27 protein-coding genes and 1 riboswitch are annotated in these 26043 nt (G+C 61.4%); of the genes, 22 read left to right on the plus strand and 5 right to left on the minus strand.

The genetic code is table 11. The features are described 5' to 3' along the window. The first annotated feature begins 204 nt into the window (after positions 1-204). From TRM7615_RS18145 to TRM7615_RS18175, 7 genes are read left to right on the plus strand one after another with little or no spacing between them, the layout of a single operon-like run. Complete coding sequence (locus tag TRM7615_RS18145) at positions 205-1485, plus strand: NAD(P)/FAD-dependent oxidoreductase (protein ID WP_108790174.1); 1281 nt, start codon at positions 205-207, stop codon at positions 1483-1485. Continuing rightward, entirely contained in the window at positions 1482-2255 is a 774-nt protein-coding gene (locus TRM7615_RS18150) for a DUF1365 domain-containing protein (RefSeq protein ID WP_108790177.1), read from the plus strand. Before TRM7615_RS18145 ends, TRM7615_RS18150 begins: the two co-directional genes overlap by 4 nt. Further along, positions 2231-3388: an SAM-dependent methyltransferase gene (locus tag TRM7615_RS18155; protein ID WP_108790180.1), complete on the plus strand. Its 1158-nt coding sequence runs from the start codon at positions 2231-2233 to the stop codon at positions 3386-3388. Before TRM7615_RS18150 ends, TRM7615_RS18155 begins: the two co-directional genes overlap by 25 nt. Beyond that, positions 3381-3899: a chalcone isomerase family protein gene (locus TRM7615_RS18160; protein WP_165821473.1), complete on the plus strand. Its 519-nt coding sequence runs from the start codon at positions 3381-3383 to the stop codon at positions 3897-3899. Before TRM7615_RS18155 ends, TRM7615_RS18160 begins: the two co-directional genes overlap by 8 nt. Continuing rightward, positions 3899-5116, plus strand: coding sequence for an MFS transporter (locus tag TRM7615_RS18165; RefSeq protein WP_108790186.1), 1218 nt, complete (start codon positions 3899-3901; stop codon positions 5114-5116). Before TRM7615_RS18160 ends, TRM7615_RS18165 begins: the two co-directional genes overlap by 1 nt. Then, complete coding sequence (locus TRM7615_RS18170; RefSeq protein WP_108790189.1) at positions 5113-5661, plus strand: DUF3833 family protein; 549 nt, start codon at positions 5113-5115, stop codon at positions 5659-5661. The genes TRM7615_RS18165 and TRM7615_RS18170 overlap by 4 nt, the downstream gene beginning before the upstream one ends. Before the next feature lies 1 nt (position 5662). Then, positions 5663-6454 carry an SDR family NAD(P)-dependent oxidoreductase gene (locus tag TRM7615_RS18175; RefSeq protein WP_108790191.1) on the plus strand — a complete coding sequence of 264 codons (792 nt, stop codon included), beginning with the start codon at positions 5663-5665 and terminating at the stop codon, positions 6452-6454. Here TRM7615_RS18175 and TRM7615_RS18180 read toward each other — a convergent pair. Genes TRM7615_RS18180 through TRM7615_RS18190 form a run of 3 tightly spaced genes read right to left on the minus strand, consistent with a single transcriptional unit; the run spans position 6451 to position 8986 of the window. After that, a complete protein-coding gene (locus tag TRM7615_RS18180) occupies positions 6451-6561 on the minus strand; it encodes a DUF2474 family protein (protein WP_108790194.1) in 111 nt (36 codons plus the stop codon). The genes TRM7615_RS18175 and TRM7615_RS18180 overlap by 4 nt on opposite strands. Beyond that, the gene (gene cydB, locus TRM7615_RS18185) at positions 6561-7562 is read right to left on the minus strand and encodes a cytochrome d ubiquinol oxidase subunit II (protein ID WP_108790197.1); all 1002 of its coding nucleotides are present in this window, start codon (positions 7560-7562) and stop codon (positions 6561-6563) included. Before cydB ends, TRM7615_RS18180 begins: the two co-directional genes overlap by 1 nt. A gap of 11 nt (positions 7563-7573) precedes the next feature. After that, positions 7574-8986: a cytochrome ubiquinol oxidase subunit I gene (locus tag TRM7615_RS18190; protein WP_108790200.1), complete on the minus strand. Its 1413-nt coding sequence runs from the start codon at positions 8984-8986 to the stop codon at positions 7574-7576. Between the two features lie 208 nt (positions 8987-9194). Between TRM7615_RS18190 and TRM7615_RS18195 the strand changes: the two genes are divergently transcribed. After that, positions 9195-9611: a VOC family protein gene (locus TRM7615_RS18195; RefSeq protein ID WP_108790632.1), complete on the plus strand. Its 417-nt coding sequence runs from the start codon at positions 9195-9197 to the stop codon at positions 9609-9611. Between the two features lie 69 nt (positions 9612-9680). On the opposite strand, the gene TRM7615_RS18200 is transcribed toward TRM7615_RS18195, so the two are convergent. Further along, complete coding sequence (locus TRM7615_RS18200; protein WP_108790203.1) at positions 9681-10646, minus strand: NAD(P)-dependent oxidoreductase; 966 nt, start codon at positions 10644-10646, stop codon at positions 9681-9683. A 123-nt stretch (positions 10647-10769) separates the two neighbouring features. On the opposite strand from TRM7615_RS18200, the gene TRM7615_RS18205 reads away from it, so the two are divergent. From TRM7615_RS18205 to cobJ, 8 genes are all read left to right on the plus strand, one after another. After that, the gene (locus TRM7615_RS18205; protein ID WP_108790206.1) at positions 10770-11654 is read left to right on the plus strand and encodes a LysR substrate-binding domain-containing protein; all 885 of its coding nucleotides are present in this window, start codon (positions 10770-10772) and stop codon (positions 11652-11654) included. Between the two features lie 72 nt (positions 11655-11726). Then, positions 11727-11939, plus strand: a riboswitch (cobalamin riboswitch). A 69-nt stretch (positions 11940-12008) separates the two neighbouring features. After that, positions 12009-12392: a DUF1636 family protein gene (locus TRM7615_RS18210; protein WP_108790209.1), complete on the plus strand. Its 384-nt coding sequence runs from the start codon at positions 12009-12011 to the stop codon at positions 12390-12392. A gap of 2 nt (positions 12393-12394) precedes the next feature. Next, complete coding sequence (cobW, locus tag TRM7615_RS18215) at positions 12395-13450, plus strand: cobalamin biosynthesis protein CobW (RefSeq protein WP_108790213.1); 1056 nt, start codon at positions 12395-12397, stop codon at positions 13448-13450. A 15-nt stretch (positions 13451-13465) separates the two neighbouring features. Next, positions 13466-16759 (plus strand): cobaltochelatase subunit CobN, encoded by a 3294-nt coding sequence (gene cobN, locus TRM7615_RS18220; protein WP_108790216.1) that lies wholly within the window; start codon positions 13466-13468, stop codon positions 16757-16759. Next, positions 16756-17883 carry a ferredoxin-like domain-containing protein gene (locus tag TRM7615_RS18225; RefSeq protein ID WP_108790219.1) on the plus strand — a complete coding sequence of 376 codons (1128 nt, stop codon included), beginning with the start codon at positions 16756-16758 and terminating at the stop codon, positions 17881-17883. Before cobN ends, TRM7615_RS18225 begins: the two co-directional genes overlap by 4 nt. Then, positions 17883-18512, plus strand: coding sequence for a precorrin-8X methylmutase (locus TRM7615_RS18230; RefSeq protein WP_108790222.1), 630 nt, complete (start codon positions 17883-17885; stop codon positions 18510-18512). The genes TRM7615_RS18225 and TRM7615_RS18230 overlap by 1 nt, the downstream gene beginning before the upstream one ends. Then, positions 18509-19237, plus strand: a complete 729-nt coding sequence (locus TRM7615_RS18235; protein ID WP_108790225.1) for a precorrin-2 C(20)-methyltransferase — start codon at positions 18509-18511, stop codon at positions 19235-19237. Before TRM7615_RS18230 ends, TRM7615_RS18235 begins: the two co-directional genes overlap by 4 nt. Next, positions 19234-19995 (plus strand): precorrin-3B C(17)-methyltransferase, encoded by a 762-nt coding sequence (cobJ, locus tag TRM7615_RS18240; RefSeq protein WP_108790229.1) that lies wholly within the window; start codon positions 19234-19236, stop codon positions 19993-19995. The genes TRM7615_RS18235 and cobJ overlap by 4 nt, the downstream gene beginning before the upstream one ends. On the opposite strand, the gene TRM7615_RS18245 is transcribed toward cobJ, so the two are convergent. Next, complete coding sequence (locus tag TRM7615_RS18245) at positions 19992-20729, minus strand: cobalt-precorrin-6A reductase (RefSeq protein ID WP_108790232.1); 738 nt, start codon at positions 20727-20729, stop codon at positions 19992-19994. The genes cobJ and TRM7615_RS18245 overlap by 4 nt on opposite strands. Between TRM7615_RS18245 and cbiE the strand changes: the two genes are divergently transcribed. The 6 genes from cbiE to cobF are packed head-to-tail and all read left to right on the plus strand — an operon-like array spanning position 20728 to position 25895. Further along, entirely contained in the window at positions 20728-21939 is a 1212-nt protein-coding gene (gene cbiE / locus TRM7615_RS18250; protein ID WP_108790235.1) for a precorrin-6y C5,15-methyltransferase (decarboxylating) subunit CbiE, read from the plus strand. The genes TRM7615_RS18245 and cbiE overlap by 2 nt on opposite strands. Then, the gene (locus tag TRM7615_RS18255) at positions 21936-22316 is read left to right on the plus strand and encodes a cobalamin biosynthesis protein (RefSeq protein ID WP_108790238.1); all 381 of its coding nucleotides are present in this window, start codon (positions 21936-21938) and stop codon (positions 22314-22316) included. Before cbiE ends, TRM7615_RS18255 begins: the two co-directional genes overlap by 4 nt. After that, positions 22313-23107, plus strand: a complete 795-nt coding sequence (gene cobM / locus TRM7615_RS18260) for a precorrin-4 C(11)-methyltransferase (RefSeq protein ID WP_108790241.1) — start codon at positions 22313-22315, stop codon at positions 23105-23107. The genes TRM7615_RS18255 and cobM overlap by 4 nt, the downstream gene beginning before the upstream one ends. Beyond that, positions 23100-24440 carry a cobyrinic acid a,c-diamide synthase CobB gene (locus tag TRM7615_RS18265; protein WP_108790634.1) on the plus strand — a complete coding sequence of 447 codons (1341 nt, stop codon included), beginning with the start codon at positions 23100-23102 and terminating at the stop codon, positions 24438-24440. Before cobM ends, TRM7615_RS18265 begins: the two co-directional genes overlap by 8 nt. After that, the gene (gene cobA, locus TRM7615_RS18270) at positions 24437-25165 is read left to right on the plus strand and encodes a uroporphyrinogen-III C-methyltransferase (protein WP_108790245.1); all 729 of its coding nucleotides are present in this window, start codon (positions 24437-24439) and stop codon (positions 25163-25165) included. Before TRM7615_RS18265 ends, cobA begins: the two co-directional genes overlap by 4 nt. Continuing rightward, entirely contained in the window at positions 25158-25895 is a 738-nt protein-coding gene (gene cobF / locus TRM7615_RS18275; RefSeq protein ID WP_108790247.1) for a precorrin-6A synthase (deacetylating), read from the plus strand. Before cobA ends, cobF begins: the two co-directional genes overlap by 8 nt. Positions 25896-26043: the final 148 nt, after the last annotated feature.

Genomic DNA, 26043 nt, shown 5'->3' on the forward strand with positions numbered 1-26043 from the left:
CTGAAGTCACGTGTCGAGCAGCCCTGTTTGTCCGCAGAACACGCTCTAGCGGCGTGTGTTCCGCCTGTTCCTCGTCCGATGCATAGTCCAGTTCGAAGGTCATCATACACCGGTTACGCGCGAAGAGAACAATTGGATCAATTATTTATGATCCAAACGCATTAGCTGGGCGTACCCAATTCAAATCACCAAACAGGATCGCTCATGTCATTCGATTTATCACCGCAGCCAAGCCGAAAAATCGCAGTCATAGGCGGTGGAATTTCCGGTATGGCGACCGCCTACCTGCTGTCGCGGTCCCATCGTGTCACTCTGTTCGAAGCCGAGCCACGATTTGGCGGACATGCGAGGACCGTGACGGCCGGCATTCGTGGGGATCAGCCGGTCGACACTGGCTTCGTCGTGTTCAACTATGCCAACTACCCTCACCTGACGCGTCTGTTTCAGGATCTCGATGTTCCGGTTCAAAGAAGCGACATGAGCTTTGGTATCAGCGTCGACAACGGTCGCGTCGAGTATGCGTTGCGCAGCCTCGACGCCCTTCTTGGCCAGCGCAGCAACATGTTCAAACCGTCCTTCTATCGCATGATCAACGATATCTTCCGCTTCAACGCACAAGCGGAGGACATGGCGGAGAATGACGACATCACCATCGGCGAGCTGGTGGACGCGCTGAATTTGGGCCGCTGGTTTCAGGACTATTATCTAATGCCCTTTTGCGGTGCGATCTGGTCTTCGCCTGCTCAGGAAATTCGCAACTTTCCGGCGGAATCCCTCGTGCGGTTCTTTCGCAATCATGCCTTGATGAATGTCAGAGGTCAGCATCAGTGGTGGACGGTCAAAGGTGGCAGCCGCGAGTATGTCTCTCGCCTGATCCATCACCTGAGCCTCAACGGTGTCACCTTGCGTTCAAACACACCGGTGCAAGCTGTTCAGCGCAATGGCGTAGACGCCAACATCAAGGTCGCAGGACAAGAGCTGGAGCGGTTCGATCAAGTGGTTTTTGCTTGCCACCCGGATCAGGCGCTAAAGATGCTGGCGCGCCCCACGGCCGATGAACAGTCTACCTTGTCGGATATCGGATTTCAGGACAACACGATGGTCCTGCACCGTGACACCACCCAAATGCCAAATCGGCGGGCGTGTTGGTCCAGTTGGGTTTACAAGGCCGATAGCAGCGACACCCACCGCGCCATCGGCGTCACCTATTGGATGAACCGACTTCAGAACATCCCCGACAGCGACCCCTTGTTTGTTTCGCTTAACCCCGCGAGCCCAGTGAACGAGGCCTTGATCTATGATCAGACGGTGTTCCGTCACCCGGTGTTTGATCGCGCGGCCCTTAAGGCGCAGAAGCGGATCGCGACGATGCAAGGGCAGAACAACACCTGGTTCACTGGTGCGTGGCTGCGCAATGGCTTTCACGAGGATGGATTTGCCAGCGCCGTGCGCGTCGCCCGCCAGCTTGAGGCCGAGCTGGTATGACCCGCTGGCCGGATCATATCGCAGGGTACACCACGCACGCCCGACGCGGAGAGATTTCAAACGCCTTCCGCTACGGGGTCGATTTCGTATTGCTGGACCCGGAGCAGAACGCAGGCCCTGCCCTGTTTTCGCGCAACCGGTTCAATCTGTTTGCCGTTCACGACCGTCATCATGGTGGCGAACGCGGGAACGGAGCAGGTGTAATCTGGGCAATTGAGCAGTTCCGCAAGGCTGGTCTGAACCGCCCATTCAGCGTCCATCTGCTGACACAGCCCACCTGTCTGGGGTATCAATTCAACCCTGTCAGTTTCTGGTTGGCGCAGGACGGTGACGCGTTGATCGCCGTCATTGCCGAGACCAACAACACGTTTGGCGACCGCCACAGCTATATGTGTCACCTGCCTGGTTTTGCAGCGATTTCCGCCGCGGACACGATCACGGCCGTAAAACTGATGCATGTGTCGCCGTTTCAAGACGTCGAAGGCACCTATCGGTTCAATTTTCTGGTGGATAGCGACCGCATCTCGATCCGCATCGCCCATGAGAATGGCGATCAGGGCGTGATTGCGACGCTCATGGGCGCGCGCAAGCCGATAACAAGCACGTCGATCCTTGCAGCCTTGGCCAGGCGACCATTCGGGGCGCTCAGGACGATTTCGCTGATCTACTGGCAGGCCCTCAAACTGAAACTCAAGGGCGCCAGCTATCGCCCGAACCCCACCCCACCCGAACAGGAGACGAGCGCGTGTTCTATGTCAGCAAACGTGTAAAGCACAACTTTCTGGACGCCTGCAGCCAGATCCAGACCGGCCGCGTGACGATCCACACACCCGAAGGAAGCGTGCATCAGTTCGGCTCGGGCGGCGTGGAATCCGAGATGGTGATCCGCGACTGGTCGGTGATCTCGGCCCTGGCCGCGCGCGGTGATGTCGGACTGGGCGAGGCTTATGTCGACGGCCTTTGGGAAACGCCCTCGATAGAAGATGTGGCGACCGTGGCCTTGGGCAATGCGGATCACTTTGCAGACTATGTCGAGCCAAGCGCGTTCAACCGGCTCAAGTTTCGGGCAGTCGACCGCCTGCTGCGGGCGAATTCCAAACGTGGATCGTCGCGCAACATCCGCGCGCATTATGATGTGGGCAACGAGTTCTACCAGCTCTGGCTGGATCGTTCGATGACCTATTCCTCGGCGCTCTTCTCCGAAGGCGACATGGACTTGGAGCGCGGGCAGCAACGCAAATATGACCGCGTGCTAGACAAGTTGAGCGCCGGAGAGCGCACGCTGGAAATTGGCTGCGGCTGGGGCGGATTCGCAGAACGGGCGGCCGAACGCGGGCGTCATGTGACGGGTCTCACCATCTCGCGCTCGCAAAAGGGCTATGCTGACGCCCGTCTGGACGGGCGCGCCGACATTGCGTTGCGGGACTATCGCTCCGAGACCGGCAAATACGACAACATCGTTTCAATCGAGATGATCGAGGCCGTCGGAGAGAAGTACTGGCCACAGTATTTTGCGCAGCTCAAGTCCTGTCTGGCCGAAGATGGCCGCGCCGTGGTGCAGGCGATCACCGTGCCTGACAGCAACTTTGACATGTACCGCCGCCGCTCGGACTATATCCGTCAATACACCTTCCCGGGCGGCATGCTGTTGTCTGACGCCGTGATTTCCCATCACGCGCGCGAGGTCGGGCTGGATGTGCGCGACAGCTATTCCTTTGGCGCCGACTATGCCGCCACCTGCCGGATCTGGGCCGAGCGCCTGAACGATCAGATCGCCCGGATCAAGGCGCTTGGCTTCTCGGACCGCTTTGTCCGCAGCTGGCGGTATTACCTGGAAATCTGTGCCGCGTCTTTTGCGACCAAGGGCACGGATGTGGTGCAAGTGGAGCTGTCTCATGCGTAACCTCCTGCCCCTCGTCCTGATCACCATGACGGCCCTGCCCGCCTGGGCAGAAAAAGGCATGAACGTCATCACCTCGGCCGTACCCCAAGCCGCGGCCCGCGGCGAGGTTACAATGCGGTGGTACGGCTTTCCGCTCTACGACGCGACACTGTTCACTCCCTCAGGGGCGCGGTTTGATTGGAGAAACCCGGTCGCACTGCGCCTGGTCTACGCCCGCACCATCAAGCAGGACGCCTTTCTGACCGCCACCATGGCTGAGCTTGAACGCATCGAGGGCAAGCGCGCCGATCACGCGCAGATCGCCCGCAAGCTGGCGCCCTGCTATCGCGACGCGTCGGCCGGGGATCACTTCATCGCCCAATCCGAGAACGCGAGCCAGGTGACCCTTTGGTTCAACGGCACCAGAACCTGCACCCTCAGGCATCCACAAATCCGCGAACGCTTTCTTGGCATCTGGCTGTCGGATCAAAGCCGTTCCGTGCGCCTGTCCAAGCGCCTCCGAGGGGAATAATGCAACGCGCGCAGGTCTCTCTTTTTTCCATGGCATTGGCTGCCGCGGGATTGCCGCTCTACATCCATTTGCCACGGTTTGCTGCCAGCGAATTGGGGCTCAGCCTGTCGGCCATCGGCATTCTCCTGATTGGCATCCGGGTGCTGGATTTCGTGCAGGACCCGGCCTTGGGCTGGATGGTGGATCGCTGGCCTGCGTTTCGCAGGGGGTTTGCCACGGTGGCCCTACTTGGCATGTGCGTGGGGTTCCTGTGCCTGTTTACCATAACCGCACCCATTTCCGTGGGGCCTTGGGTGGTAGCTTCGCTGGCATTGCTCTTCACCTCTTACAGCCTTGGCTCGATCCTGTTTTACGGGCAAACCGTGGCCCTGGCCGGTAGCGACCAGAGCGCGGCACTCTATGATCTTGCCAAATACCGCGAGGGCGGTGCGATCCTTGGTATCATCTTGGCGACCACCGCGCCGACGGTTCTGATTGCCCTGGGTCAGGGCTATGCCGCTTTTGGCGTGTTGCTCTGCCTGTTCCTGGGGGGTGTTGCCCTGACGACCCGGGGGCTGTGGAGCACCGCCACACAATCTGCCTCTAGCTTTGGCTTGGCCAACCTCAAGCAACCCGGCATCGGACAACTGCTTCTTCTGGCGCTCATCAACGGCCTGCCGGTCGCCATCACGTCGACCCTGTTCTTGTTCTTTGTCGAAGATCGGTTGATGCTCGCGGGCCTGGCTGGTCCCTTCCTGCTGTTGTTTTTCGTGGCTTCTGGCCTGTCCATCCCGATCTGGACCCGTCTTGTGCGCCGCCACGGCCCCCGCCGCATCCTGATCCCCGCGATGATGCTCGCCATCCTCAGCTTTGCGGGGGCAGCGATCCTGCCTGCCGGAGCGGCCTTGCCCTTTGCCGTGATCTGCATCGCCTCGGGCGCCGCATTGGGAGCCGATATGGTGATCCTGCCCGTGCTCTTCTCGGCAACCCTGCAACGGGCCAACCTGAAAGCAGGGCAAGCCTTTGGGATCTGGTCTTTCACCCTGAAACTGTCGCTCGCCCTGGCCGCGGCACTGGTGTTGCCCTACCTCAACTGGGCTGGGTTCCAAGCAGGCCAGCAGAATTCCACTGACGCCTTGAATGCACTGAACTTTGCCTATGCCGTGTTGCCCTGCCTGATCAAGGCGGTCGCGATCTGGTTTCTGTTTCACCTTCCATCACAGGTTCTGGACCAATGAAAATCGCACTGATCATCCTGCTGGGCCTGTTCGCGCTGATCTTATGGCGTCCGGGCTTTACGTTTCGCGCACAAAAACCCGAGGACTACAAAGACACGAACCCCAGCTTCGATCTGCGGCAGCATCTGTCGGGAGAGCTGGAATCCGAGGGCGTCATCTTTGGTCCCAACGGCCGGGCCACGTCGCGGTTTGTGGCGGACTTCACCGGCATCTGGAATGGCGCGAGTGGCGAGTTGGGCGAGGTTTTCAACTATGACAACGGCACGGTTCAAAACCGCAAATGGTTTCTGACCCTTGGCAACGATGGGACATTCACGGCCAAAGCGGATGACATCATCGGCGAGGGTCAGGGCCACATCAGCGGGGCCACTGTGCGCCTGACCTACTCCATTCGCCTGACCGAGGCTGCAGGTGGTCATGTATTGGACGTCGTTGATTGGATGTACCTGATGGACAACGGCACGATCATGAACCGCTCGGAAATGCGCAAGTTCGGCATCAAGGTGGCCGAGTTGATCGCCACCATTCGCCCCAAGGGGAACTGACATGTTCAAATCCAAGACCTATTGGATCATCGGCGCCAGCGAAGGGCTGGGAGAAGCTCTGGCCAAGCAGCTTCACCAAGACGGTGCAAAGCTGATCCTGTCCGCCCGCAACGCCGAACGTCTGGCAGCGGTCGCCAAGGCCGCAGGAGGTGCCCGGACGGTGCCCTTGGACGTCACCGATACAAATTCGGTCAACGATGCAATGACACGGATCGGCGATCTGGATGGAGTAATCTATTGCGTTGGCCAATATGACCCGGTGCCCGCAACCGATTGGCAGCCCCAGGCGGTCGAGGCCATGTGCGAGGCGAACTTCATGGGGGCCGTGCGCGTGCTTGGCCATGTGGTGCCGCGCTTTGTTGCCAAGGGGCAAGGCCATGTCGTGCTGATCGGCTCGCTTGCAGGACACCGCGGTCTGCCCGGATCGGTGGGATATGGCGCTAGCAAAGCAGCCCTGATGCATTTGGGAGAGTCCCTGCAAGCCGATCTGCGCGAGACAGACCTGAAGGTGCAAGTGATCAACCCCGGTTTCATCCAGACCCGACTGACCGCAAAGAACGGCTTTCGCATGCCGATGATCCAGACGCCCGAGGTGGCGGCGCAAAATGTGATGACCGCCATGCGCTCGAACCGGCTGGAAACCAATTTCCCGGCTCCCTTCTCTCTTCTCTTCACGCTTGGAAAGCGCCTGCCCAAGACCCTGTTCTGGCGGCTGTTCGGCAAACCCGAAAACACGACACCCGGTTCCGGCGCGAAACCGCGCGGCACCGGCACCTTGGGGCCAAGCGCCTAAGCCGGGATCATCAAGCGGATCACCCAGGCCACGACCAGAATGCACAGGACGGACGCCGCCCAGATGGCGGCGAACCATGCAAGGCGTTTCCACGTCTGACGCATCATCAGTGATAGCCCGCGTCGGGGTCGATCTTGCCGCGAAACACCCAATAGGCATAGGCCGTATAGGCCAGGATCATCGGCACCAGAATGACCGTCCCAACCAGGGCGAAAGCCAGGCTTTCATCCGGAGCCGCAGCCTGATGGATAGTGACCGAAGGCGGCACCATGTCTGGGTAAAAGCTGATCCCGATGCCAATAAAACTGATCACGAACACGGATTGGCTGGCCAGAAACGGCATCACATCCCGACCGGATGTCAGGCCGCGGTACAACATGTATCCCCCAAAGGCCAAAAGCACCGGCACGATTCCGGAATACAGGATCGCCGGGAAGGTGAACCAGCGCTGGAAATAGGCCGGATCCTGGAACGGGGTCCACAGGCTCACCGCGCCGATCAGGGCAAAGGTGGCAACACCCAATGGCAAGGCCCGTGCGCGCATCGCTGCTTGCAGCTCGCCTTCGGTTTTCATCACCAGCCAAGTCGCGCCCAATAGGGCGTAGCCCACGACCAACGCACATCCGGTGAGGATCGAAAACGGCGAGAGCCAATCCCACCAGCCGCCCGCATAGGCGCGATCCACTACCTCGATCCCCTGCACCAGCCCACCAAGGGCCACGCCCTGACAAAAGGCCGCGACGGTTGACCCGCCAATAAAGGCTGCATCCCAAACGCCGCGCCAGCGTTCGGTCCGCCAGCGGTATTCAAACGCCACGCCGCGAAACACCAGTGCCAGCAGCATGACGATGATCGGCATGTAGAGCGCGGGCATGACGATGGCGTAGGCCACGGGGAAGACGGCAAAAAGCCCGCCACCCCCCATCACCAACCAGGTCTCGTTCCCGTCCCAGACCGGCGCGACCGAGTTCATCATCACGTCGCGGTCTTTTTTGACCTTGGCAAAGGGAAACAGGATGCCGATGCCCAGGTCGAACCCGTCCAGCACCACATAGGTGAGCACGGCAAAGGCGATGATCCCCGCCCAAATTGTTGGAAGATCCAGCATGTCCATCCTCCTTACTCGCCCGGCGTTTGTGATGCGTCGTATTGCGCAGGCGGTACGATCCCGGCTGTTCGCAACGGTCCGGCGCGCGTCGGGTCATCCGTGCCCTCTCCGGGTGCCTTGTGCATCAGACGCAGGATGTAATACGTGCCCGCCCCAAAGACGAAGAAATAGACCACGATGAACATGATCAGCGATGTCGCAACTGCCGGCGCCTCGACCGGAGACAGTGAGTCAGACGTGCGAAGTAGTCCGTAGACCGTATAAGGCTGCCGTCCGACCTCGGTCGTGATCCAGCCTGCCAACACGGCGACAAATCCGGTTGGCCCCATCAACACGGCGGCGCGGTGCAGCCAGGGTGAGGTGTAGAGCCGCCCCCGCATCCGTTGCAGCAAACTCCAGAGCCCCACGCCCAACATGGCGAATCCGATCCCCACCATGACACGGAAGGACCAGAATACGATGGCCACGGGCGGTTCCTCGTCATCGGGTACCGTATCCAAACCATCCAGCGGCGCGTTCAGGTCGTGTTTCAGGATCAGCGACGACAGCTTGGGGATCTCGATGGCGTAATCGACGCGCTTTTCCTTCTGGTTCGGGAACCCGAACAGGATCAGCGGCGCGCCGTCGGGATGGCTTTCGAAATGCCCCTCCATCGCCATGACCTTGACGGGCTGGTGTTCCAGCGTGTTGAGCCCGTGGGAATCCCCTGCAAAAATCTGAATTGGGGTCACGATGGCCGCCATCCACATCGCCATCGAGAACATCTTGCGGGTGCCCTCTGTTGCCCGCCCGCGCAGCAACTGCCAAGCGGCAACGCCCGCAACGACAAATGCTGTGGTCAGGTAAGCGGCCAACACCATGTGGACCAGACGGTGGGTAAAGGACGGGTTGAACACGATGGCCCACCAATCCACCGGGATGAACTGCCCCAGATCGTTGATGTCGTACCCCGCGGGCGTCTGCATCCAGCTGTTGACGCTCAAGATCCAGGTGGCCGAGGTCAGCGTACCAATCGCGACAAGGGCCGTGGCCATCATGTGCAGCCCCTCGCCCACCTTGTCGCGACCAAAGAGCATGATGCCCAGAAACCCGGCTTCGAGGAAAAAAGCGGTCAGCACCTCATACGCCATGAGCGGGCCAATCACCGGCCCGGCCTTTTCGGAAAACACCGCCCAATTGGTCCCGAACTGGTACGACATGACGATGCCCGACACGACGCCCATGCCAAAGGCCACGGCAAAGATCTTCTTCCAGTAGTTGAACAGCGTCAGATAGACTTGATCCAGCGTCCGCAACCACTGTGCGTTGAGCACGGCCAGGTAACTCGCCAGCCCAATCGAAAACGCTGGAAAGATGATGTGAAAGGACACGGTAAAGGCAAACTGAATCCGCGCCAGTGTCTCGGCTGAAAATCCGTCGAACATTCAGACCCCCCTATCTGGAACAAAGCACCGGGATGAACATGTCGTCTTGGGTGAGACAGGGAGGAGCCTATTATAAAACCCGCAGTTTTCAATGGTTAGGATGCCGCATCCCACCATGGTCTTGACCTTCCCGAGGGTTGCTTTGACCGGTGGTGGCTTGCTGAAAATGCGATACAATCGCGCCAAAACCATAAAGGATCGAACACAGATGATCGCTTATGTCACGGTGGGCGCTGACGATATGACGCGTGCAGAACGGTTCTATTCAGCCTTCCTGCCTGCACTTGGGTATAAGCTGGAATGGTATCACGGAGATCTAAGCTACGCTCTTCCGGTTGCGCCCGGCCAGCGACCTGTGTCGCCCGATTTCTATGTCAAAGCCCCTTTTGACGGCGGTTCAGCCTCTACCGGGAATGGTGTGATGGTCGCCTTTGAGGCGCAAAACCAAAGCCAGGTTCGCAATCTGCATGCGGCAGCGCTCGCCGCCGGGGGCCAGGATGAGGGTCAGCCGGGTTTCCGCGACGCCTACGGACCGCGGTTTTATGTGTGCTACTTGCGCGATCCCCAAGGCAACAAGATCGCCCTGTTTTCGAGCAACCCGGACGAACCGGGCCGAGACGGGTAACAGAGTGCCGAACATCCGGGTTCGGCACTCTTGATCTGACAGCGTCAGGCTACGCGAGAAGCTGCAGGGCTATTCCGCCGCCTGCTGTTCCTTTCCCTGAGGGATCACTTCGTATCCCGGCTCTTCCGGCTCGTCATCCAGCATTTCGGGTGGGAAACCCGGCGCCAGGATATCGAGGCCCGTGGCTTCTTCCAATCGTTTGATGATGTTGGGTGACAATTCACGCTCACCAAAGCGCGCAATGCCGTCGTCAAAGATGTCGACAAGCATCGGCGCAACCTCAAGCGGTACATTGTTGCGCTTTGCCACCTCGTAAAACAGGCCCGCATCTTTTTTGACCAAGTCCATGGTGAAGGAAATGTCACGCGAGCCGTTCAGGATCACCTGACTTTCGGTTTCATGCACAAACGACGTGCCCGAGCTGATCTTCATCGCTTCATAAGTGGTGTTCAGGTCCATGCCCGCCGCCTTGGCCGTCACCAGTGCCTCACAGCAGGTGACCAGGTTCGCGGTCGCCAGATAGTTGGTCACAACCTTCAGGATTGAGGCCGAACCCAATTCGCCCGTGTGCAGGACACGACGGCCCATTGTGGTCAGGAATGGCAGGATGCGCTCGAACGTGTCGCGGTCACAGCCCGCAAAGATCGAGATATTGCCGGTATCGGCGCGGTGACACCCACCAGACACAGGGCAATCCACGGCCGCCCCGCCGCGCTCAATCACCATCGCACCCAAACGTTTGGCTTCAGCCTCGTCCGTGGTCGACATTTCCATCCAGATCTTGCCTTCGGTGACCTCGGGCAGCATTTCCTGCATCACCGCGTCGGATGCTGCGGGCGACGGCAGGCAGGTGATCACCGCATCACAGTCCCGCATAAGCTGCGCCGGGCTTTTCCCCCGCGCCGCGCCGCGCGCTACAAAGTCATCGACCAGAGCCGCATTTAGATCGTGCACCGTTAGGTCAATGCCATTGCGCAGAAGCGAGCCCGAGAGCTTGCCGCCCACGTTGCCCAGACCGATGAAGCCAACTTTCATGATGTATCCTCCCAAACGGGCAGCATGCCCGCGTATACGATTCTGGAGCGAAGTATTCCGCGTGACATGCGCCAAGAGAAACGAATAATAATGTAGTAAATACCCAAAAATTTTTGGTGACTTATGAACCGACTTCCCAACCCGATCTGGCTGCGCACGTTCGAAGCCGCCGCTCGGCACCTGAATTTTACCGAAACCGGGCGCGAACTGGGGCTGACCCAGACCGCTGTGTCTCTGCACATCCGCTCTCTTGAGGGCAATCTGGGAGCCAAGCTTTTCACCCGCGCCGCGCGCCGGTTGGAGTTGACAGAGCTGGGACAGTCTTATGCGCTGACGGTGCGCCGGGCCTTGTCAGACATCTCGCTCAGCACCAATGCGCTGTTTGGCGGCGACAGTCGCCAGACACTGACCATCCGCGCCGCCATTTCGACAGCAACCTATTGGATCGCGGCAGAACTGCCCGCCTTCAACACCCTCTACCCCGACATCCCTGTGCGCCTCGTGTCCAACATCTGGGCCGACAGCACCAAGGTGGACGATGTCGATGTGGAAATCCGCCTGGGGTATGGGGATTGGCCGGGGTTGCGGGCCGAGAAATTGTGTGACGAAACCATTGTCCCGGTCTGTCGCGCTGACAGCCCAAAGCCGAACCTCGACGCGCTACAATTGGGATCACTGATCCACATCCTAGGTTATGAAGACAACTGGGCCAGATACTTCGAGGCGCAAGGCCTACCCCCTGCCAAACAACCGCCCCGTCATTCAGTGGACACAACGGTCGCCGCCCTGCAACTGGTGATGGGCGGAGCAGGCTATGCCACGATCCTAAGCCGATTTGCCCAGAACGCCATCGACCAGGGCGCGCCATTGCAAATCGCGGGGCCTGCGATTCCCTTTGCACAGTCACACTATCTGATTCACGCCGAAGAACCCGCGACACAATCCGCCTCAGCCCAGTTGTTCATGGCCTGGTTGCGTGCCAGGATCGACAGTCATGCCGCTGGCTGACCGCATCCGGTCGCTTTTTTCTGCCCTACCGCTCTGGCCCCCGCCGCAAGCTTGACAAGGCCCGCCCCCATGCCCCATGTCGCTTGCGTTGGTGTCTGTGCAAACAGATGAAAAGGGAATGTGTCATTCGGCGCCCAGTCGATCAAACACAGCCGCCCCCGCGACCGTGACCGGAGAGGGTGCCCAAGCCACTGGCCAATCAGGCCGGGAAGGCGGGACATCCGACAGATGGGCCACCATCTGACATCCGCAAGCCGGGAGACCTGCCAACACATGAACGACCAAACCGGACGGGGTGTTCCGGTGACGGGCCAATGGCCCGCGCATACCCCGTCCCCCAAAACCCAAGGGGGGATGAGAGAGTTGAGTGATTTTGCACCGGTAGAGCTGCTGGTCTGCACCACATGCCGCCGTGGCCTGCCCATCGAAGATGATGCGCAGAGACCCGGCACGCTTTTGCACAAGGCACTGGAACAGGCGGACCTGCCTACAGGCGTCGAGCTGAAGGCCGTCGAATGCCTGTCCAATTGCGATCAGGGCTGCTCGGTCGTGCTGCGCGGCGGGCCGTCGCGCTGGACCTTTGTCTATGAAAACCTGAACGAGGCCGACGACGTCGACGTGATCGTCGAAGGCGCCACCAAATACCACGCCACCGCCGACGGCATCGTCCCCTGGCGCGAGCGTCCCGTCCATTTCCGAAAAAACTGCGCAGCACGCATCCCTCCGATTGGAGCTTGACCATGTCGACCCTTGAAAAACTCCCCGTCACTGTCATCACCGGCTTTCTTGGTTCGGGCAAAACCACACTTGTCAGCCACCTGATGCAAAACCCGCAAGGCAAGCGTCTGGCTGTCATCGTAAACGAATTTGGCGATGTAGGCGTTGACGGTGAGATCCTGAAATCTTGCGCGATCCCGGATTGCCCCGCCGAGAACATCATGGAACTGGCCAACGGCTGCATCTGCTGCACCGTCGCCGATGACTTCATCCCCACGATCGAGGCTCTGATGGCGCTGGAGCCGCGCCCCGAGCACATCCTGATCGAAACATCCGGTCTGGCCCTGCCCAAGCCGCTGCTCAAAGCCTTTGACTGGCCCGATATCCGCTCGAAGATCACTGTCGATGGCGTGATCGCTTTGGCCGACGCCGAAGCCGTCGCCGCGGGTCGTTTTGCTCCGAATGTCGAAGCTGTAGACGCCCAACGACTGGCGGACGACAGCATCGACCACGAGACCCCGCTGTCCGAAGTCTTCGAAGATCAGATTTCCTGCGCGGACATTATTCTGCTGACCAAGCCGGATCTGGCCGGCCCTGAGGGCATCGCCAAGGCCAAGGAAGTTATCGCCGCCGAGGCCCCACGCCCGCTGCCGGTGGTCGAGGTTGCCGAAGGCGTGGTCGACGTGCGCGTGGTTCTGGGCCTGGAAGCGGCTGCCGAAGACGACATGGACGCCCGTCCCAGCCATCACGACGGCCACCACGATCACGAACATGACGACTTTGAATCTATCGTCGTCGAGCTGCCCGAACTGAACGACCCGGCAGAGCTGGTCACCCGGATCGAGCGTCTGGCCAACGAGCTCAACATCCTGCGCGTCAAAGGCTATGCTGCGGTTGCGGGCAAACCGATGCGCCTGCTGGTGCAGGCCGTGGGTGCACGTGTGCGTCACCAGTTCGACCGCCCCTGGAAGGCGGACGAAAGCCGTTTGGGTCGCGTGGTCGTCATTGGTGAACACGACGATGTGCAGGAAGCCCGCGTTCGCGACATCCTTGCCGGTCAGACAGAAGCCGCAGAATAAGGACCAAGACCGCCCATGCATGTCGTTTTTCGCGAAAGCCACGGTCTGGATGAGGCCGATACACCGATGGACCTGGGCCAGACGCCCGGGGACCTGGTTGTGCTGTCGTTCTCGGACAGTGATCTGGGGGCTTTTGCAGCAGGCTGGCATCGTGGCGGCGGTCCCGAGGGACGCATGCCCTCGCTGCGGCTGGCAAACCTGGCCGCACTGAAACATCCCCTGTCTGTGGACACTTACGTGGAACAGACGCTCGAAGGGGCTAAGGGCATCCTGATCCGACTGATCGGTGGGGTGCCTTATTGGGCTTACGGGCTGCAACAAGTTCTGGCCCTGGCGCAGGCCAAGGGGTTGGCCCTGGCCGTGCTGCCCGCTGACGGGCGCGAGGATGCGCGGCTGGATGACTATTCCACCCTACCCGTCTCGACCCTGCGCCGTCTGGCGCATCTGTGTGACACGGGCGGCGAAGTTGCCGCACAGGCAGCTTTGGCACAGATGGCGTTGGCAACCGGGCTTTACGCGGGTCCGGTCATGGGGTCGAAATCCCTGCCTGAGTTCGGCGCCTGGTGCCCGGATCGCGGTGTCATCGACGCCTTATCCGCGTGTGACGGCGACAAGCCGCGCGTGCTGGTCACATTCTATCGCGCCTACCTCACCTCTGCCGACACCGCCCCGGTGAAGGCCATGATCGAGGCCCTGCGCGCACGCGGCTACGACGCATTGGGGCTCTTTGCCCCGTCGCTCAAGGCCCCGAAGGCCGCCGAGTGGTTGCGCGAACAGATGCAAACCCTGGCGCCGGACGCAATCATCAACGCCACCTCCTTCTCGGGTCGTGGAGCCTCGGGCACCTCGCCTCTCGACGCCGCAGATGCGCCTGTGTTCCAGGTTGCGTTGTCTACCTCGCGCCGCAAAGCCTGGGCCGAGGCCGAGCGTGGGCTGTCACCCGCCGACCTTGCCATGCATGTGGTGCTGCCCGAGGTGGACGGGCGCATCAACACCGGCGTTGTGTCCTTCAAGGAACCCGGTCGGAAAGACCCGGATCTGGAGTATTCCCGTTTTACCCACCGCCCCGATGCAGCCCGGATCGAAGCTGTCATTGACCGGGTCAGCGGCTGGCTGAACCTGAGCGCCAAACCCAAGGCGGAACAGGTGCCAGTGATGGTTTTGTCGACCTATCCCGGCAAAGACTGGCAGATGGCGCATGCTGTTGGCCTGGATGCTCTGGCCTCGGCCGAAGCCATGCTGGCGGACTTGCAGTCTCAGGGCTACGAAACCGCCCCTAAAGCACCCATTGCCGAAGAGTTGCAAAATGCGGCGATTTCATGGCCGATTGAAAATTACCGCCAGGCCCTTGCCACAGTCTCGCCTGAGTTACGCCAAAATTTGCAATACACATGGGGTAAACCCGAAAACGATACGGCATTTTCGCAAGGGGCATTCCACTTCACCGCTCTCAAACGCGGCAAGGCCATCATCGCCTTGCAACCGGAACGCGGCACGCCTGATCTGCGCGACGATGACTACCACGATCTGGGCCGTACCCCGCGTCACTCCTATGTCGCCTTCTACCTCTGGCTGCGCCATGCACTGAACGCTGACGCCCTCATCCACATCGGCGCACATGGCACGCTGGAATGGCTGCCCGGCAAATCCGTGGCCCTGTCACACGACTGCTGGCCCGAAGCACTGGTGGGCAACCTACCCGTCATCTACCCGTTCATCGTCAACGACCCGGGCGAGGCCGCGCAGGCCAAACGTCGGATCGGTGCCGTCACCCTTGGCCACATCCCGCCCGCAATGCGCGAAAGTGGCACGCCGGACCGAATGGTTCGGCTTGAGGCGCTGCTGGACGAGTTTTCGAACGCCGACGGGCTTGACCCAAAACGCCGCGACCGGCTGCAATCGGACATCCGGGACGAGGCGCAGGCGATTGGTCTGGAAAACGATCTGGGTCTCGACCGCGCAACAAACACAGCCGAGGCGATCACGCGCATCGACCGCTTTGTCTGTGACATCAAGGAAAGCCAGTTCGGCGACGGGCTGCACATCTATGGACGCGTGCCCGAGGTGACAGGCAATTTCGACCCCACCGCCTCGGCCCATGCGGAACGGCAGGGCTTGCTGGACGCACTGGCGGGCAAACGGATCGAATCCGGGCCCTCAGGCTCGCCCTATCGCGGGCGCACTGACGTGCTGCCCACAGGTCGCAACCTCTATACCACTGACCCACGTTCGGTACCAACGCGTGCGGCTTACGCGCACGGCGTCAATTTGGCCGAAGAATTGGTGCGGCGGCACCTGCAGGAAGAAGGCGACTACCCCCGCGGGCTGATCGTTGACCTTTGGGGCTCGGCAACCATGCGCACAGCCGGTGAAGAGTTTGGCATGGCGCTGCATCTGTTGGGCGTGAAACCCATCTGGGATGCGGGCAGCGAGCGCGTGTCGGGAATCGAGGTTTTGCCGATCACCGATCTGGACCGCCCCCGTTTGGACGTCACCCTGCGTGTATCCGGCCTGTTCCGCGATGTTTTCCCAACGTTGTCAGCACTATACGGCCAAGCCATTCGCGCGCTGTGCGCCCGCGACGAAGCACCCGACTGGAACCCCTACGCCGGTCAGAAACCCGCCGCGCGTGTCTATGGCCCCGCGCCCGGCAGTTATGGCCTGGGCATTGGGGAACACAGTGAGACCTATACGGATGAGGCGCGCGAGGCCGCCGGAAAGGCTTGGCTCAACGCCAGTTCCTTTGCGCTGGAAGGCGAGCATGTCGCGCAGGACCTCGACGGGATCACCGATCGCGTGGCCAAAGCCGACAGCTTTGTCCACCTGCAGGATTTGACCGAAACCGACCTGCTGCTGGCCAATGACTATGCCACCCACGAGGCCGGGTTTGCCGCCGCCAAGAAAGTAACCGGCGGCACCGCGCAGCTGTACCACCTGGACAACACCAATCCTGAAAACCCGCGCGCCCGCACCCTGCCCGAAGAAATCAGCCGCGTCGTCCACGCTCGTGCCGCCAACCCCGGCTGGATCGCGGGCATGCAACGCCATGGCTTCCGAGGGGCGGCCGAGATCGCGGCGACGCTTGATCACATGGCCAGCTTTGCCCATCTTTCGGGAACCGTCGCACCGCATCTGTTTGACCTCTACCACGACGCCACCTTGGGCGACGCGCAGGTCGATGCCTTCCTGCAAGAGGCCAACCCGCAAGCGCATCAGGCGATGCTCGACAAGTTCCGCGCGCTTTATGAGGCCGGGCTGTGGGACACTCGCCGCAACTCCTTGCGGGCCGAAATGGAGGGGCTGCTGTGACAGACCCTCTGGTCCGTGGTTGGTGCCCAAGCGCCCATCGTCCGATGATGTCGGGTGACGGGTTGGTGGTGCGCGTGCGTCCCCGGATGGCGCGACTGACGGCGGAACAGGTCCTTGGCCTGTGTGATGTGGCTGAGCGGTTTGGCAACGGCACCATCGACCTGACCAATCGTGCAAATTTGCAGGTACGCGGCGTCGCAGAGCAGGATCACCAACAGCTGCTGTCTGAATTGGCGGCTCTTGATCTGCTGGATGCAGAGCCCGGGATTGAGACCAAGCGCAACATCCTGATCTCGCCTTTTTATCAGGATGGCGATCTGACTACGCGGCTGACCAACGAACTGATCGCGCGACTTGGTGAACTGCCTGACATCCCCGCAAAATTCGGCTTTGCCGTCGACACCGGCACATCCCGGCTGCTGACATCCAACTCTGCCGATATTCGGCTGGAGCGCGGGCAGGACGGCCTGATCTTGCGGGCGGACGGAGTTCCCTCCGGTCGTCACATGACCGAAGTTGAGGCCATTGACCGGCTCATCGAACTGACCCATTGGTTTTGCGAAAATTACGGGGCTGAGACGCGCCGTATGTCCCGACTGACGCGGGATGTTCCGCTGCCTTCGATCTGGCAAGGCACAGCGCCGGGCCCCATTGGGTCAGCCCTGCAACCGGGAACCACAGACATTGGCCCCCTCTATGGCGCGCCCTTTGGTGCCCTGCCCGCTCGGGCCTTGGCTGACCTGATGCAAAGTGCAAAGGCGATTGCCCTGCGCGTGACCCCTTGGCGGCTCTTCCTTCTGGAAGGCGGCGCAAACGCGACCACAGACGCCTTTGTCACAACCGCAAACGATCCGCTTTTGACCACCGATGCCTGCCCCGGCGCGCCCTTCTGTCCGCAGGCAGAGGTCGCCACGCGCGATATCGCCCTCACTCTGGCCCCCAAGGTCGCAGGCAGCCTGCATGTCTCGGGCTGTGCCAAAGGCTGCGCGCGTCAATTGCCTGCCGATGTCACCCTGATCGGCGCCAACGGACGATTTGATCTTGTAAAACATGGCCGCGCAGGGGATGTGCCCTGTCAACGTGGGCTGACACCCGAAACACTGATGAGCATGGATCTGACCTGATGCCTTATGAATACGAAACCAACGGCGCGGCCATCTACAAACAGTCCTTTGCGACGATCCGGGCCGAGGCTGATCTGGCCCGTTTTGATGCCGACGAAGAGCAGGTCGCGGTGCGCATGATCCACGCCGCAGGCATGGTTGGGCTGGAAGAATTCGTTCACTTCTCACCCAATTTTGTGAAGGCCGCCCGCGACGCGATGGAAGCTGGTGCACCAATCTTTTGTGATGCGCGCATGGTCTCCGAAGGCGTCACACGCTTTCGCCTGCCCGCCGACAACGAGGTGATCTGCACCCTGCACGACGAGCGCGTGCGCCCCTTGGCCGAAAAGATGAGCAACACCCGCTCGGCCGCTGCACTTGAACTGTGGCGCGACAAGCTCGAAGGCTCGGTTGTGGCCATCGGCAACGCCCCCACCGCGCTGTTCCACTTGCTGAACATGCTTGAAGACCCCGACTGCCCCCGCCCCGCTGCCATCATCGGCTGCCCGGTGGGCTTTGTCGGTGCGGTGGAATCCAAGGACGCCCTGTGGGAGGCACAACCCGTGCCGTCCTGCATCGTCAAGGGCCGGTTGGGCGGCAGCGCCATCACCGTCGCCGCCATCAACGCCATCGCGAGCCGCGCGGAATGAGCAAAGGCACTATATACGGCCTGGGTCTGGGCCCCGGAAACCCGGACCTGATGAGCGTCCGCTCGGACCGTTTGCTGCGCAATGCGCGCCACGTGGCCTATTTCCGCAAGGCCGGTAAATCCGGTCAAGCACGGGGCATCGTGAACGGCATGCTGCCCGAGAGCGTGATCGAGTTTCCTATGGAGTACCCGGTCACAACCGAAATCCCGCTGACCGACCCGCGTTACAACGAGATGCTGGCCAGCTTCTACGAAGACTGCACCGCGCGCCTCAAAGAGCTGTCAGATCAGGGCGAAGACGTGGTGGTGCTCTGCGAAGGCGACCCGTTCTTCTATGGCTCGTTCATGCACCTCTATTCCCGTCTGCGCGATCAGGCCCCGGTTGAGGTCGTGCCCGCCATCACCGGCATGTCCGGTGCCTGGACCGCAACCGGCGATCCGATCACTTGGGGCGACGATGTGCTGACCGTGCTGGTTGGCACCCTGCCCGAGGATGAGTTGACCCGCCGCATGTCCGACACCGACGCGCTGGTGGTGATGAAAATCGGACGCAACATCGATAAGGTGACGCGTGCGCTAAAGGCATCCGGCCTCTATGACCGTGCCTGGATCGTGGAATTTGCCCAAATGCCCAATCAGCGCGTCTGCAAGCTGAGTGAAAACTGCGACGGGCTGACCCCTTATTTCTCGATCATCATCGTGCACGGTCAGGGGCGCAGACCATGACCGGCTGGGTCAAGATCGCAGGTCTTGGACCGGGGAATGAGGCTTTGGTGACGCCCGAAGTGACGGCCGCTCTGGCCGAGGCCACGGATATCGTGGGCTACATTCCTTATGTTGCGCGTGTGGCTGAACGCCCGGGCCTGACCCTGCACCCCAGCGACAATCGGGTCGAGATCGACCGCTCGCAACATGCGCTGGATATGGCAAGCGAAGGCAAGCGCGTGGTCGTTGTCTCCTCCGGAGATCCGGGTGTTTTTGCCATGGCCTCTGCAGTCTACGAGGCGGTGGACAACGGCCCCTCCGACTGGCGCAATCTGGACATTCAGGTGCTACCCGGCATCACCGCGATGCTGGCGGCTGCAGCCCGTGTGGGCGCGCCCCTAGGCCATGATTTCTGCACCATCAACCTCAGCGACAACCTGAAACCGTGGGAGGTGATCGAAAAGCGCCTGCGTCTTGCTGCGCAAGCCGATTTCGCCATGGCCTTTTATAACCCGCGCGCCAAATCCCGGCCCGGCAAGTTTGAACGCACGCTGGAAATCCTGCGCGAGGAATGTGAGCCTGAACGGTTGATCATCTTTGCCCGCGCCGTGTCGCGGGCAGATGAGGCGATCAAGGTGTCGACATTGGGCGAGGCCACGCCCGAGATGGCGGATATGCAGACGATGGTGATCGTCGGGTCTTCGCTGACACGCACCATTGATCGAGACGGCGACCCAATCGTCTATACCCCGCGCTTCATCGCGAAGGCCGAGGGTTAGAACCCGTTATGCGTCAGCCAGTCCAAAACCTGCGTCGTGGTCCCCAGTTCCGTTCGTTCCGGAACTTTGGGTCGATCGATCATAAGGACGGGCAGCCCCAAGGTGCGCGCCGCATCCAGCTTGGCCCGCGCGCCACTGCCACCGGCATTTTTGGACACAACCAACTGGATGCCATGGCGGCGCATCAGCGCGACATCGCCCTCAACAGTGAACGGCCCGCGCGAGACCTCTACGTCGGCATTGGGTATCGGCACACTGCCCGGTTCGTCCACCAGACGCAGCAGGTAGTGGTGCTGGGGCTGGGCCGCGAACTCCGCCAAATGCATGCGGCCCACGGCAAGGAACACGCGCTGAGCAGGACCGCTCAACGCCTCGACAGCAGTGTCGACATTCGCGACATGGATCCAATTGTCAGCCTCTCCTTCCACCCATGCCGGACGCGTCAATGCAGCCAGCGGCGTGTCTGTCTGGGCGCAGGCCTGCGCGGCATTCCCGCTCATCTGCGCAGCAAAGGGGTGCGTGGCATCGATCACATGGGTCACGCCATGGTCGCTGATGTAACGCGCCAGCCCCTCGGCCCCACCAAAGCCGCCAACGCGGGTTGGCAGCGGCTGAGGGCGCGGATTATCGACGCGCCCCGCATAAGAATAGGTCGCGTTAAGCCCCTGTTCTGCCACAGCTTTGGCCAGAGCGTTGGCCTCGGTTGTGCCACCAAGAATAAGGAGGTTGGACATGTCTGACGTTCCGTTCGAAAAACCGTGGCTCACCGTGATCGGGTTGGGCGAAGATGGACTGGATGGCCTGTCGCCCGCAAGCCGTCAAGTGCTGGACGCGGCCGAGGTGATCATGGCCCCGCCCCGCCACCTGTCGCTGGTGCCCGCAGGGCATCAAGAGCGCGTCGAATGGCCGGTGCCGTATGCGGACGGGTTCGCCAAGCTTCTGGACCTGCGTGGGCGACACGTGGTGGTTCTGGCCTCGGGCGATCCGTTCTGGTTCGGCGCGGGCTCTGTCATCGCGCGCAATCTGGCCCCGGGCGAATGGACCGCGCGGCCTGGCCCGTCGACCTTTGCCCTGGCCGCCGCGAAACTGGCCTGGCCGCTGGAAATGACCCTGACCATGGGTTTGCACGCCGCCCCGCTAACCCGGTTGCGCCCGCATCTGGCCCCCGGTCTGCGCGCCATTGTGCTGCTGCGCAATGGGGACGCGGTGCTGGAACTGGCGGATTGGCTGACGGCACTTGGGTTTGGCGAAAGCAAACTGAATGTCATGGAGGCGCTTGGTGGACCGCGCCAACGTCTGCGCGTGTGCAAAGCATGTGATCTGGAATTTGATGACATCCAGCATCCGGTCTGCGTAGGGCTTGATGTGGCAGGCGATGGCCTGACCCTGCCCAAGGCCAGCGGCAAGCCCGACGCGATCTTTGAAACCGACGGGCAAATCACCAAGCGGCCGGTGCGCGCCCTTACTCTGTCGGCGTTGGCCCCGCAGCGGGGCGAGCACCTGTGGGACATCGGCGGCGGCACTGGCTCCATCGGGATCGAATGGCTGATGAGTCATTCCAGCCTGACCGCAACCACGATCGAACCCCGCGCCGACCGAGCCGAGCGCATTCGGCGCAATGCCGACGCCCTTGGGCAGGACAGGCTGGAGGTGGTGCATGGCATCGCCCCCACCGTGCTCGACGGTCTCGATCTACCGGACGTTGTGTTCATCGGCGGCGGCTTGAGTGATGAATTGATGGGCTGGCTCAAAGATAATCTTGATGCTGGAACCCGCCTTGTCGCCAATGCCGTAACGCTGGAAAGCGAGGCGGTTCTGGCCCAGTGGCACGAAAAACTTGGCGGTGACCTGCTGCGGATCGAGCTCGCCCAATCAGCGCCTCTGGGACCGCGTAGGGGCTGGAAATCAGCCTATCCGGTGGTGCAGTGGAGCGTGACGCTATGATCGTTGCCCCGATTGTTGCCGGCCTTGGGTTCTCCTCGCAAGCAACTGCGCACAGCCTGCGCGCGGCCTATGAACTTGCCAGTGCCGGGCATGACGTAACCGCGCTTGCGACCGTGGCCGACAAAGACGGCCACCCGGCGCTGACCGAGTTTGCGCAGCACCTGAACCTGCCCCTGCACCTGTTGCCCGCTGATGATCTGGCCGGGCAACGCACTTTGACCTGTTCGCCGCGCAGCCGCGCCACCTATGGCACCGGCAGTGTCGCCGAAGCCGCCGCCCTGTCTGCCGCTGGCCCTGGCGCCCGACTGCTGGCGCCCCGACATATCTCGACCGACCGCCTGGCCACCTGCGCGGTCGCAATTGGAGTACCCTCATGACCGTTCACTTCATCGGCGCCGGACCGGGCGCCGCCGATCTGCTGACCCTGCGGGGCCGCGACATCATCGCGTCCTGCCCTGTCTGCCTCTATGCCGGGTCGCTGGTGCCAGAGGAAATCCTGAGCCATTGCCCGGACGACGCAAAGGTGATCAACACGGCGGCGATGGACCTGGATGCGATTGTCACCGAGATTAAGATTGCTCATGCTGCGGGCCAAGATGTAGCAAGGCTTCATTCCGGTGACCTGTCGGTCTGGTCCGCCATGGGCGAGCAGATCCGCCGGTTGAAGGCCGAAGGTATCCCGGTGAGCGTCACGCCCGGCGTGCCCTCCTTTGCTGCTGCCGCTGCTGCTTTGGGAACTGAACTGACCCTGCCCGGCCTGGGACAGTCGGTGGTTCTGACCCGAACACCGGGGCGCGCATCGTCGATGCCCGAAGGCGAGAGCCTGGAAAACTTCGCACGCACCGGCACCACGCTGGCTATCCACCTGTCGATCGGCAATCTGGACAAGGTGATTGCGGATTTGACCCCGCACTATGGTGCGGGTTGCCCTGTGGCGGTGGTCTATCGCGCCAGCTGGCCCGATGAGCAGATCCTCCGTGCCACGCTGGAGACACTGAAGGATGCGCTGGACGAGAAGATCTCACGCACGGCGCTAATTCTGGTAGGTCCGGTTCTAAAGGGCGAAGGTTTCGACGAAAGCTGCCTCTATTCCACCGACTACGACCGCCGCTATCGTCCGCAAAGCGCCGAGAGCCCGTGGTCGAGCTGGAGTCATGGTGATGACTGAAGTACATACAAACCCACCCGGCGTTCTGATTTCCGCCCCCTCCTCGGGAACCGGCAAAACCACTGTCATGCTGGGCCTGCTGCGCGCGTTGGCCGAGGATGGATTGGCCGTGCAACCCTTCAAAAGCGGACCGGACTACATCGACCCGGCCTTTCACCTGGCCGCTGCCAAGCGTCCGTCGTTCAACATCGACAGCTGGGCGATGGGAGAGGACCTGTTGGGCGCCATCGCAACCCAGGCCCAAGGCGCCGACATCGTGGTCGCCGAGGGGTCGATGGGCCTGTTTGACGGCGTTGCCAAACCAGGTGCCGTGGGGCATGGCACCAGCGCTGAAACGGCGCTCCGCATGGGATGGCCCGTGGTTCTGGTTCTGGATGTGGGCGGACAGGCGCAGTCTGCGGCCGCGACTGCTTTGGGCTTTCGGATGTACAACCCCGACCTGCCCTTTGCGGGCGTGATCCTGAACCGCTGCGCCAGCCCGCGCCACGAACGGCTGACCCGTCTGGGCATGGAGCGCGCGGGCCTTCCGGTTCTGGGCGTTCTGCCCCGACGCGGCGACCTGACACTTCCGGAACGCCACCTGGGTCTGATCCAGGCGGTGGAACACCCCGATCTGGAGGCCGCGATCACCGGCTATGCAGCATTCCTACGCGAGCATGTCGATCTGGACGCGATCCGGGCGGCGGCCTCCTCAGGCCTCACCCCGAATTCGGGCGGGCCATCGTCGGCCGCGCTGCCTCGCCCCCCGGCGCAACGGATCGCTCTGGCCCGCGATGCTGCGTTTTCCTTTACCTACCCACATTTGCTGAAAGGCTGGCGTGAGGCTGGGGCCGAGATCCTGCCGTTTTCACCGCTTGCCGATGAAGCACCTGCCGCGGATGCTGATCTGGTCTGGCTGCCTGGCGGGTATCCGGAACTGCACGCGGGCACATTGGCTGCGGCAGGAACTTTCCGCACGGGTCTACGCAGACACGCCGAAACCAAGCCCGTACATGGCGAGTGTGGGGGCTACATGGCTTTAGGGGAAGCGCTGGTCGACAAGGACGGCACGCGGCATCAGATGGCCGGGCTACTTGGCCTCGTGACATCCTACGAAAAGCGCAAGTTCAACCTGGGCTATCGCAAGGCCCAACTGGTGGCACCAATGCCCGGCTTTGCCGTCGGCACGGAACTGCGTGGGCATGAATTCCACTATTCCTCGATCGTGGAGCAGCCCGATGCACCGCTTGCGCGTGTGTTTGACGCTGAAGGCGCCGAAGGGCCGCAGACCGGATCGGTGCGCGGTCATGTCACCGGCACCTTCTTTCACCTCATTGCAGAAGACAGCAAATGACTGGTTTTGTTTCCTTTATCGGCTCTGGTCCCGGCGACCCAGAGCTTTTGACGCTCAAGGCTGTGGACCGGATGGGCAAGGCCGATGCCGTATTGTTTGACGACCTGAGCAGCGGTCCGATCCTGAGCCATGCGCGCGAGGATGCGGACCTGGTGGGCGTTGGCAAACGCGCCGGTCGCCCCTCGCCCAAGCAAGACCATGTGAGCCGCCTGCTGGTGGACTATGCCCAGACCGGAGCCAAGGTGGTGCGCCTGAAATCCGGCGATGGTGGGATGTTCGGACGACTGGAAGAAGAGCTGGTCGCCTTGCGAGAGGCCGGGATCGAATACGAGATCATACCTGGCATCCCCTCGGCCGTTGCGGCCGCGGCCGCCGCAGGGATCCCGCTGACCCGTCGCCTGACGGCACGCCGCGTGCAGTTCGTCACCGGTCACGACGTTAGCGGCAAACTACCCGATGACCTGAACCTGCAGGCCTTGGCCGACGACCAGGCGACGACGGTCGTTTTCATGGGCAAACGCACTTTTCCCCTGCTCGTTCAAGCGTTGGAGGCACATGGCCTGCCGCTCGACACCCCGGCCTTGCTGGCCGAGGCGGTTTCAACCACGAACCAGGCCTTGCATCGATCCACGATGGGAGAGCTGGCCGAGCGCCTGAGTGCCGAGATCGGGTCGGCACCGGCGCTGATTCTATATGGCCCGTTGGCGGAGCTGCACGATGTATGAGCTGAACCTGATCGGCATCGGCACCGGCAACCCCGATCATGTGACCTTTCAAGGCGCTCAGGCGATCCGCGAGGCCGACCTGATCCTGATCCCACGCAAGGGAGAGAACAAGGCCGATCTGGCGGGGCTGCGCGAACAGATCATCGCACAGGTGACTGAAACACCACCCGAGACTGCCTATTTCGATATCCCCAAACGCCGTGCCGAAGATGGTTACTTGCGCGGCGTCGACGAATGGCACGACGCCATTGCCCTGCGCTGGCAGGACACAATCGCATCGCACCCGCAGGCCAAACAGGTGGCGCTGCTGATCTGGGGCGATCCGTCGCTTTATGACAGTTCTCTGAGAATTGCGTCGCGATTGACCCCTTACCCAACGACCCGTGTGATCCCAGGCATCACCGCGCTGCAAGCGCTGACGGCCGCCCACGCGATCCCTATCAACGACATTGGTGCGCCTTATGTGGTCACAACCGGACGACGCATCCGAGACGACGGCTGGCCCGAAGGGACGGGCAAGGTGGCGGTCATGCTGGATGGTGAATGCTCATTTCAGAGCCTTGAGATGAGCAACTTTTACATCTGGTGGGGGGCTTATGTGGGGATGAAGGAACAAGTTCTCGTATCTGGGCCTTTGGACAAAGTAGCTGCCAAGATTCTCGAAACCCGAGCCAAGGCGCGGGCAGACCATGGCTGGATCATGGATATCTACCTGCTTCAAAAACTGTAAGCGTTACTCGTACAAAATTGTGTTGGTGGATAAGGCACTTGCCTTAGGTCTCGTTATCCGCCCGGTTTGGACACATCTGACCAAGTGGGCCGATTATGCGGCAGGTCTGAACTGCGTCTCAAAAGCAGTGATGTCGATATCAAAAACA

The sequence above is a fragment of the Falsiruegeria mediterranea M17 genome, from assembly GCF_900302455.1.
Classification (GTDB): domain Bacteria; phylum Pseudomonadota; class Alphaproteobacteria; order Rhodobacterales; family Rhodobacteraceae; genus Falsiruegeria; species Falsiruegeria mediterranea.

Bases quoted from the DNA above. Each gene is read 5' to 3' on its own strand.
- TRM7615_RS18255 (WP_108790238.1), top strand. From the start codon at position 21,936: ATGATCGTTGCCCCGATTGTTGCCGGCCTTGGGTTCTCCTCGCAAGCA.
- TRM7615_RS18200 (WP_108790203.1), bottom strand. From the start codon at position 10,646: ATGAAAGTTGGCTTCATCGGTCTGGGCAACGTGGGCGGCAAGCTCTCG.
- cobA (WP_108790245.1), top strand. From the start codon at position 24,437: ATGACTGGTTTTGTTTCCTTTATCGGCTCTGGTCCCGGCGACCCAGAG.
- TRM7615_RS18180 (WP_108790194.1), bottom strand. From the start codon at position 6,561: ATGATGCGTCAGACGTGGAAACGCCTTGCATGGTTCGCCGCCATCTGG.
- cydB (WP_108790197.1), bottom strand. From the start codon at position 7,562: ATGCTGGATCTTCCAACAATTTGGGCGGGGATCATCGCCTTTGCCGTG.
- cobN (WP_108790216.1), top strand. From the start codon at position 13,466: ATGCATGTCGTTTTTCGCGAAAGCCACGGTCTGGATGAGGCCGATACA.
- TRM7615_RS18150 (WP_108790177.1), top strand. From the start codon at position 1,482: ATGACCCGCTGGCCGGATCATATCGCAGGGTACACCACGCACGCCCGA.
- TRM7615_RS18170 (WP_108790189.1), top strand. From the start codon at position 5,113: ATGAAAATCGCACTGATCATCCTGCTGGGCCTGTTCGCGCTGATCTTA.
- cbiE (WP_108790235.1), top strand. From the start codon at position 20,728: ATGTCTGACGTTCCGTTCGAAAAACCGTGGCTCACCGTGATCGGGTTG.
- TRM7615_RS18145 (WP_108790174.1), top strand. From the start codon at position 205: ATGTCATTCGATTTATCACCGCAGCCAAGCCGAAAAATCGCAGTCATA.
- TRM7615_RS18205 (WP_108790206.1), top strand. From the start codon at position 10,770: ATGAACCGACTTCCCAACCCGATCTGGCTGCGCACGTTCGAAGCCGCC.
- TRM7615_RS18190 (WP_108790200.1), bottom strand. From the start codon at position 8,986: ATGTTCGACGGATTTTCAGCCGAGACACTGGCGCGGATTCAGTTTGCC.
- TRM7615_RS18195 (WP_108790632.1), top strand. From the start codon at position 9,195: ATGATCGCTTATGTCACGGTGGGCGCTGACGATATGACGCGTGCAGAA.
- cobF (WP_108790247.1), top strand. From the start codon at position 25,158: ATGTATGAGCTGAACCTGATCGGCATCGGCACCGGCAACCCCGATCAT.
- TRM7615_RS18175 (WP_108790191.1), top strand. From the start codon at position 5,663: ATGTTCAAATCCAAGACCTATTGGATCATCGGCGCCAGCGAAGGGCTG.
- cobW (WP_108790213.1), top strand. From the start codon at position 12,395: ATGTCGACCCTTGAAAAACTCCCCGTCACTGTCATCACCGGCTTTCTT.
- TRM7615_RS18165 (WP_108790186.1), top strand. From the start codon at position 3,899: ATGCAACGCGCGCAGGTCTCTCTTTTTTCCATGGCATTGGCTGCCGCG.
- TRM7615_RS18265 (WP_108790634.1), top strand. From the start codon at position 23,100: ATGACTGAAGTACATACAAACCCACCCGGCGTTCTGATTTCCGCCCCC.
- TRM7615_RS18230 (WP_108790222.1), top strand. From the start codon at position 17,883: ATGCCTTATGAATACGAAACCAACGGCGCGGCCATCTACAAACAGTCC.
- TRM7615_RS18160 (WP_165821473.1), top strand. From the start codon at position 3,381: ATGCGTAACCTCCTGCCCCTCGTCCTGATCACCATGACGGCCCTGCCC.
- TRM7615_RS18210 (WP_108790209.1), top strand. From the start codon at position 12,009: ATGAGAGAGTTGAGTGATTTTGCACCGGTAGAGCTGCTGGTCTGCACC.
- TRM7615_RS18235 (WP_108790225.1), top strand. From the start codon at position 18,509: ATGAGCAAAGGCACTATATACGGCCTGGGTCTGGGCCCCGGAAACCCG.
- TRM7615_RS18245 (WP_108790232.1), bottom strand. From the start codon at position 20,729: ATGTCCAACCTCCTTATTCTTGGTGGCACAACCGAGGCCAACGCTCTG.
- cobM (WP_108790241.1), top strand. From the start codon at position 22,313: ATGACCGTTCACTTCATCGGCGCCGGACCGGGCGCCGCCGATCTGCTG.
- cobJ (WP_108790229.1), top strand. From the start codon at position 19,234: ATGACCGGCTGGGTCAAGATCGCAGGTCTTGGACCGGGGAATGAGGCT.